Origin of the sequence: Burkholderia sp. Se-20373, from assembly GCF_017104705.1 — a bacterium.
Lineage (GTDB): Bacteria > Pseudomonadota > Gammaproteobacteria > Burkholderiales > Burkholderiaceae > Burkholderia.
In genome coordinates this window covers 63,283-69,846 of record NZ_JAAGPH010000025.1, presented here as the reverse complement: position 1 = coordinate 69,846, position 6,564 = coordinate 63,283, and the positions used below count along the sequence as shown (strand labels likewise).

The window sequence follows — 6,564 nt, the reverse complement described above, 5'->3', positions numbered from 1 at the left end:
GACCGTTGTGGCGTGGCACCCATCCCCGCGCACGGCGCGGGGGCTGACTCCAGGCCACGGAGCGGGGCCACGCAAGCCGCGCCGGAGCACGCCCTCCGGCGCCGGAGGAGACACGCATGCTGATCCATCAAGTCGAGCCGTCGATGCAGGACGTCGCTTCCGCCGGCCGGCGCGCGCCCGCGTATGCGTGGCTCGTGTTCGGGCTGACCGTCGGCCTGCTGCTGTCGGACTACATGTCGCGGCAGGTGCTCAATGCCGTATTCCCGTTGCTCAAGCACGCGTGGGGGCTGTCGGACACGCAGCTCGGTTCGCTGTCCGGCGTCGTCGCGCTGCTGGTCGGGCTGCTGACGTTCCCGCTATCGGTACTCGCCGACCGCTTCGGACGCGTGCGCAGCATCGTGCTGATGGCCGCGTTGTGGAGCGTCGCGACGCTCGGCTGCGCGCTGTCGACCAACTACGCGGAGATGCTCGTCGCACGCGGCCTCGTCGGGCTCGGTGAAGCCGCGTACGGCAGCGTCGGCGTCGCGCTGATCCTGAGCATCTTTCCGGCACGGCTGCGCGCGACCCTGACCGGCGCGTTCATGGCCGGCGGCGCGTTCGGCTCCGTGTTCGGGATGGCGCTCGGCGGGCTGGTCGGTGCGCATCTCGGCTGGCGCTGGTCGTTCGGCGTGATGGCCGCGCTCGGCATCGTGCTGCTCGTCGCGTATCGCTGCGTCGTGACCGAACGGCGGCTCGCCGCGTATCGGATCGAACCGTGCCGGCGCGACGCCGGCGCGCCGCGCGGCCTGCGCGGCAACGTGCGCGCGCTGATGTCCGGGCTGTTCGCATCGCGTTCGGTGATCTGCGCGTACCTCGGCAGCGGGCTGCACCTGTTCGTGCCCGGCGCGCTGTTCGCGTGGCTGCCGAGCTACCTGAACCGCTACTACGCGATGGCGCCCGACCGCGCGGCGGTGCTCGCGGCCGGCTTCGTGCTGCTCGCGGGCGTCGGGATGGTCGGTTGCGGAATCGTCACCGACCGCGTCGGCAAGATCGACGGCAAGCGCAAGTGGCTGACCGCGATCGCGTATTGCGTGCTCACGGGCGTGTGCCTCGCGATTGCGTTCCGGCTGCCGCCCGGGCCGCTGCAGCTCGCGCTGATCTGCGCGGGGATGCTGGTCGGCGCGGGCGCATCCGGTGCGTCGGGCGCGATGGTCGCGAACCTGACGCCGGCCGCGATCCACGCGTCGGCGTTCGCGACGCTCACGCTCGCCAACAACCTGCTCGGCATGGCGCCGGGCCCGCTGCTGACGGGGTGGGTCGCCGATCGCGCGGGCCTCGTCGGCGCGCTGCAATGGATTCCCGCCGTGCCGCTGATGGCCGCCGTGCTGTTCGCGATCGGACGCGCGAGCTATGTGGCCGACCTCGCGCGCGTCGAACGCGAACGGCGCGCGTCCCACCTTTCCTGAACGCTTCGGAGACTGCATGACCCTGACGACCTCACCCACCATCCTGATCGTGCCCGGCTTGCGCGATCACGTCGACGACCACTGGCAGACGCACCTCGAACGACGCCTGCCGAACGCGCGCGCCGTCGCGCCGCTCGAAGCCGACAAGCTGAGCCGTGCCGCACGCGTCGCGGCGCTCGATGCGGCGCTGGCCGAGATCGACGGCCCGGTGATCCTCGTCGCGCACAGCGCGGGCGTGATGATTACGGTGCACTGGGCACGGCAGGCCACGCGCCAGATCCACGGCGCGCTGCTCGCGGCGCCGGCCGATCTCGAGTCGCCGATGCCCGCCGGTTATCCGGCGCCCGATGCGATCGCCGCGAACGGCTGGACGCCGGTCCCGACCGGACGGCTGCCGTTTCCGAGCATCGTCGCCGCGAGCCGCAACGATCCGCTCGCGCGTTTCGAACGTGCCGAGGCGCTGGCGGCCGGATGGGGCAGCAAGCTCGTCGATCTGGGGGAGGTCGGGCATCTGAACCCGGCGTCGGGGTATGGCGAGTGGCGGGATGCCGAGCGGTTGATCGGGGAGGTGGCCGCACTCGGCGCCGCCTGACTGACTGAATATTCCTGCCTTCCGCGCGCCGCGCCCGACCGGGTGCCCGGCGCGCGCGCCGTCACCGTCGGGTCGCGATGCGGCCCCGAACCGATTCCATTTCGCCATCCGCCGAGATACGACGTCTTAACACGAAGCACCATCGACACGGCACGACGCCCCAGCCTCGGCCGACACGCAAATCTTCAACAAACGGAAGGTATTTGTCAGGGAAAGTCCCGCCCCGCACGCCGTCGTTTTTTGTTGACCGACATCGTATAACGCCGTCATGATTTCCTGAAAAGAAAGGTCCCATCCACCGACCGAAGTGAGGAGACATGAACGCCACCCCGATCGCTCGCCGTGTCCGCCGGATCGCACTCGCGCTGGGCTTCACGCTGTCTGCCGCGGCCGCCGTTGCCGCCCCCGTCTCGCTGAACATCGTCGATGTCGCGGGCAACCTGCAGCTCACGCAGAAGGCCATCGAAGCCTTCAAGGACAAGAACCCGAACCTCGTCTCGAACGTCACGTTCACGAACGCGCCCGCGCCGCAGTTGCCGGGCAAGATCAAGGCGATGCAGGCGGCGGGGCGCGCCGACATCGACCTCGTGCTGACGGGCACCGACGCGCTGGCCGCCGGCATCGAGCAGAACCTGTGGCAGAAGCTGCTGCCCGAGAATGCGGCCGCGCTTCCCGGCGTGCTCGACAAGTACGCGCCCGGCCCGCGCAAGATGCAGGATCTCGCGCAGGGCTACGGCCTCGAAGTCACCTACATGCCGGCCGGCCCGCTGCTCGAATACAACCCGGCGAAGGTCAGCGACCCGCCGAAGACGCCCGATCAGCTGCTCGCCTGGTGCAAGGCGCACCCGAACAAGCTGATCTATGCGCGCCCGGCGAACTCGGGCCCCGGCCGCACGTTCCTGATGGGGCTGCCGTACGTGCTCGGCGACAAGAATCCGCAGGATCCGATCAACGGCTGGGACAAGACCTGGGCGTTCCTGAAGGCGCTGAACGACTGCGTGCCGTACTACCCGGGCGGCACGTCGGCGGTGATGAAGGAACTCGGCGAGGGCACGCGCGACATGACCGTGACCGTCACCGGCTGGGACCTCAACCCGCGCGCGCTCGGCATCGTGCCGGCCGAGTTCAAAATCCAGGCCTTCGACAACATGACGTGGGTCAACGACGCGCACTACATGGTGATCCCGAAGGGCGTGCCGAAGGAAAAGCTCGACGTGCTGTTCAAGCTGATGAACTTCCTGCTCGAACCGGCGCAACAGGCGATGACCTACGACGACGGCTACTTCTACCCGGGCCCGGCGGTGAAGGGCGTGACGCTCGAGATGGCGCCCGCGCACAGCCAGGAGGTGGTCCGCAAGTTCGGCCGCCCCGAGTACGCGAAGCTGCTCGCGGATCGCCCGCACGTGCAGCCGCTCAACGCACAGGCGATGGTCGCCGCGTTCCAGAAGTGGGATCGCGAGATCGGTTCGCAGAAGTCGAAGTGACGCATGAACCGGCGGGCGCCGCGGCGCCCGCGTCGAGGGAGTTCGCGCAATGAAGCACAGTTTCGAACGGCTGCGGCTCGATGGCGTGTGCCGCAGCTTCACCAATGCGGAAGGCGCGCAGGTCGCCGCGCTGAACGGGCTCGATCTCGAGATCCGGCGCGGCGAATTCATCGCGCTGCTCGGCCCGTCGGGCTGCGGCAAGTCGACCGCGCTCAACTGCATCGCGGGGCTGCAGCCGCTCACGCGCGGCGGCATCTGGCTCGACGACACGCGCATCGACGTGCTGCCGCCCGAGCGCCGCGGCTTCGGGATGGTGTTCCAGAACTACGCGCTGTTTCCGCACATGTCGGTGCTCGACAACGTCGGCTTCGGCCTCAAGATGCGCGGCGTGCCGAAGCAGGACACGCGGCGGCGCGCGCAGCAGGCGCTCGAACTCGTGCAGCTCGTCGGCCACGAGGGCAAGCTGCCCGGGCAACTGTCGGGCGGGCAGCAGCAGCGCGTCGCGATCGCGCGCGCGATCGTGATCGAGCCGCCGCTCGTGCTGATGGACGAGCCGCTGTCGAACCTCGATACGAAGCTGCGCATCGAGATGCGCGCCGAGATCCGCCGCATCCACACGCAGCTCGAACGCGCGACGATCTACGTGACGCACGACCAGGACGAGGCGCTGTCGATGGCCGACCGCATCGTCGTGATGAAGGAGGGCGTCGTGCAGCAGGTCGCGACGCCGAAGGACGTCTACACGCGCCCGCACAACCTGCACGTCGCGCGCTTCATGGGTTATCGCAACGTGCTGCCGTTCACGCTCGAAGGCATGGCCGGCGATTACGTCAAGGTCGCAGGGGGCGGCACGCAACTCACCGGCGTGCCGATGGCCGGCTTCGATACGAAGGAGGTCGTGGTCGCGCTGCGCCCCGACGACATCGAGCGGGCAGACGATGCGGGCGACAACACGAACGCGTTCGACGCGACCGTCGAAACGGTCGAGTACGGCGGCCGCGATTCGCTGATCCGCGCGGTCACGCCGTTCGGCCCGATCTGGGCGCGCGTCGCCGGCGAATTCACGGAAGGCGAGCCGCTGCGGCTGCGCGTTGCGCCGTCACGCACGCTCGTCTACCCGGGAGCGCCGACATGAGCGGCGTGGCCGCCGCGCCGTCATACCGGGAGGCCGCATGAGCACGGCCGCATCCGGCGGCACGCCGCGCGACGCGAAAGCGTGGCTCGTCACACCCGCGCTCGCATTCATCGTCGCGCTGTTCATCTATCCGTTCGCGTACGGCCTCGTGCTGTCGTTCCAGCCGATGAACGGCGGCGGCGCGCTCGCGAACTACGTGCAGTTCTTCACCGACACGGCGATGTGGCCGACCGTGCTCGTCACGCTGAAGCTCGCGGTGCCGGCGACGCTGCTCAACGTCGGCATCGCGGTGCCCATCGCGTTCGCGCTGCGCCGCCACTCGCCGTACCAGAAGTTCGTCACGACGCTGCTCGTGATTCCCGTCACGCTCGGCACGGTGCTCGTCGCCGACGGGATGCTCACGTATTTCGGGCCGAACGGCTGGTTCCCGCAAGCGCTGCAGGGGCTGCACCTGTACACCGACGAAGTGCGCCTCACGCACAACTACTGGGGCGTGCTGCTGTCGCTGATCGTGTCGGGCTTTCCGTTCGCGTTCCTGCTGATGCTGTCGTACATCAGCGGCATCGACCCGACGCTCGCGCGCGCAGCGGCAACGCTCGGCGCGAACCCGTGGCAGCAGTTCCGGCAGATCTACCTGCCGCTGCTCGTGCCGGGGCTGACGATGGCCGCGTGCCTGTCGTTCGTGCAGGCGTTCTCGGTGTTCCCGTCGGCCGTGCTGCTCGGCGCGCCGGCCGGGCCCACGCGCGTGATCTCGATCGCGGCGGCGGAAGCCGCGTTCGAGAGCTACGACTATTCGCTGGCATCGGCGATCGCGATCGTGATGGGTTTCGTGCAGTTGCTGGTGGTCGCGTCGATGCTCGGCGCGCGCCGCTTCTTCTGTACGGGCGCGGTGACGGGAGGCAAGGGCTGATGGCGACCGACAATCATGCCGCGCGCACCTGGCCGCCGAAGCACGACACGCCCGATGCGCGGCCCGTCGACGCGAGGAAACCGCGGAAGATGGCGAGCAATCTCGCCGGCCGCGCCTGGAAGGCGCTCGTGTGGGGGCTGATGGCGTTCTTCCTGCTGAACGTGATGCTGCTGATCGCGACCGTCGCGGTGAACTCGATCGCGACCCGCTGGTTCGGCACGCCGCTGCCGCAGGGCTTCACGCTCCACTGGTACGCGAAGGCATGGGAAGACTTCCAGCTCGCGAGCGTGCTGTGGGTGACCGTCGAGGTCGTCGGCGCGGTCGTGCTGCTGTCGATCGCGCTCGGCGTGCCGGCCGCGTATGCGCTCGCGCGCGTGCGGTTTCGCGGCAAGCGCTTCGCGCTGCTGGTGTTTCTGCTGCCGCTGATGGTGCCGCCCGTCACGTACGGGATCCCGATGGCCACCGTGATGTACAAGGTCGGGCTCGCGGGCACGCTGCCCGGCGTGATCCTCGCGAACCTCGTGCCGGCGCTGCCGTTCGTGATCCTCGTGATGACGCCGTTCATCGAGCAGATCGATCCGAATCTCGAAGCCGCCGCGCGCATCTTCGGCGCGAACACGTGGCGCTATTTCCGCTACGTGCTGCTGCCGCTGCTGGTGCCCGGCATGCTCGCGGCGGGGTTGCTCGTGCTGGTGCGCACGATCGGGATGTTCGAGCTGACCTTCTTCACCGCGGGGCCGAGCACGCAGACGCTCGTCGTCGCGCTGTATTACGCGGTGTTCTCGACCGGCGTGCGCGCGCCGCAATCGATCGACGCGATGGCGATGATCTACATGGCCATCACGCTCGTGTGGGTCGTGATCGCGCTGCAGTTCGTGAGCCCGACGCAGCTCGTCAGCCGCGTGAAGCAGGAGCGGCAATAGGCGAGGGCGACGCACGGGCACGCAATGCCGCGCGCGCCTCCGTGCAATTGGTTACAAATGGATACCGCGCGCGAC

The 6,564-nt window shown here is 69.0% G+C and carries 6 protein-coding genes; all 6 read left to right on the top strand.

The genetic code is table 11. From position 1 onward, the window contains the following. Positions 1-116: 116 nt before the first annotated feature. The 6 genes from G3N96_RS11715 (at position 117) to G3N96_RS11690 (ending at position 6,489) form a co-directional block, all read left to right on the top strand. Positions 117-1,445, top strand: a complete 1,329-nt coding sequence (locus tag G3N96_RS11715) for an MFS transporter (RefSeq protein WP_206137314.1) — start codon at positions 117-119, stop codon at positions 1,443-1,445. A gap of 16 nt (positions 1,446-1,461) precedes the next feature. Continuing rightward, complete coding sequence (locus G3N96_RS11710; protein ID WP_124584319.1) at positions 1,462-2,037, top strand: alpha/beta hydrolase; 576 nt, start codon at positions 1,462-1,464, stop codon at positions 2,035-2,037. A gap of 317 nt (positions 2,038-2,354) precedes the next feature. Beyond that, a complete protein-coding gene (locus G3N96_RS11705) occupies positions 2,355-3,521 on the top strand; it encodes an extracellular solute-binding protein (protein ID WP_206137313.1) in 1,167 nt (388 codons plus the stop codon). A 49-nt stretch (positions 3,522-3,570) separates the two neighbouring features. Continuing rightward, on the top strand, positions 3,571-4,656 hold the full coding sequence (locus tag G3N96_RS11700; RefSeq protein WP_206137312.1) for an ABC transporter ATP-binding protein: 1,086 nt from the start codon (positions 3,571-3,573) through the stop codon (positions 4,654-4,656). A 37-nt stretch (positions 4,657-4,693) separates the two neighbouring features. After that, positions 4,694-5,566, top strand: coding sequence for a sugar ABC transporter permease (locus tag G3N96_RS11695; RefSeq protein ID WP_206137311.1), 873 nt, complete (start codon positions 4,694-4,696; stop codon positions 5,564-5,566). Then, positions 5,566-6,489, top strand: a complete 924-nt coding sequence (locus tag G3N96_RS11690; protein ID WP_206137310.1) for an ABC transporter permease — start codon at positions 5,566-5,568, stop codon at positions 6,487-6,489. The genes G3N96_RS11695 and G3N96_RS11690 overlap by 1 nt, the downstream gene beginning before the upstream one ends. Positions 6,490-6,564 lie beyond the last annotated feature (75 nt).

Excerpts from the sequence above, each read along its gene's own strand:
- G3N96_RS11710 (WP_124584319.1), top strand. The coding sequence starts at position 1,462 with ATGACCCTGACGACCTCACCCACCATCCTGATCGTGCCCGGCTTGCGC.
- G3N96_RS11695 (WP_206137311.1), top strand. The coding sequence starts at position 4,694 with ATGAGCACGGCCGCATCCGGCGGCACGCCGCGCGACGCGAAAGCGTGG.
- G3N96_RS11700 (WP_206137312.1), top strand. The coding sequence starts at position 3,571 with ATGAAGCACAGTTTCGAACGGCTGCGGCTCGATGGCGTGTGCCGCAGC.
- G3N96_RS11715 (WP_206137314.1), top strand. The coding sequence starts at position 117 with ATGCTGATCCATCAAGTCGAGCCGTCGATGCAGGACGTCGCTTCCGCC.
- G3N96_RS11690 (WP_206137310.1), top strand. The coding sequence starts at position 5,566 with ATGGCGACCGACAATCATGCCGCGCGCACCTGGCCGCCGAAGCACGAC.
- G3N96_RS11705 (WP_206137313.1), top strand. The coding sequence starts at position 2,355 with ATGAACGCCACCCCGATCGCTCGCCGTGTCCGCCGGATCGCACTCGCG.